This window comes from Providencia sp. UF-224, assembly GCF_058245955.1.
Genome location: NZ_JBSICC010000092.1, coordinates 1 through 752 on the forward strand (window position 1 = coordinate 1; position 752 = coordinate 752).

At 43.4% G+C, this 752-nt stretch carries 2 protein-coding genes; both read right to left on the reverse strand.

Going from position 1 to position 752, the window contains the following annotated elements:
• Nucleotides 1-440: ParB/Srx family N-terminal domain-containing protein (locus tag AC4IFO_RS22950; RefSeq protein ID WP_490737850.1), on the reverse strand; the 440-nt coding region annotated here is incomplete at its 3' end.
• 63 nt (nt 441-503) lie between these two features.
• On the reverse strand, nt 504-752 hold a 249-nt coding region (locus AC4IFO_RS22955; RefSeq protein WP_490737851.1), incomplete at its 5' end, for a hypothetical protein.

Genomic DNA, 752 nt, shown 5'->3' on the forward strand with positions numbered 1-752 from the left:
AAAGCATGAAGTTGGTCGGCAGGGTGCATAGCTTCACGTTGGCTATTTTCCGTCAGGGAAATAATCAGCGCATCGGACTCAGGCACAATTTTGACTGGTACTGGAAAACTCGACGCTAAATGCCCTTTCGCCATCAATTGTTGTAACGCCATTAATCGACGTTGACCCGCAGCAACCCCGTAAACATCGTTATCCATCGGGTAAACGACCAAATTTTGCAATACACCAACCGCTTGAATACTGTCTGCCAGTTCTGACAGGGCTTTTTCGTCAATTGAACGTTTACGGACATTGAGTTTACTCAGAACCAACGCCGTTAAAGGCAATACATGCGCTTCCATGCTGTCCAATGCTTGATAAATCGCGTCGGCCTGTGCAGATTTTGCGCCTTTTTTTGCTTTACGTTGTTTTGGGTTAATGATAGTTTCTAATGTAGACATAATTGATACCTCTATTGTTTTTAATGTGTCTTTGCTAAGAGAGTGACAAGGCTCTCTTAGCACCTAAGATGCCTGAATGAGTTCAGGACGCAGATAGAACATGTTGTTTAAATTGTCGCTAAAGCCAATCGGATACCCGTCTTTCATAAAAATACTGTTGGAATCGAATGCATCACTGTGCAGCGTGATTTCTTCGTCGTATAACTCAGGTGAAATATCCCCCTCGAACAAGTCTAATAACCGTGTTAATGGCGCAATGTAATGCAATAAATCCGCTTTCTGACCGTCAGTCAGTGGGGTTTTAACCCTTCT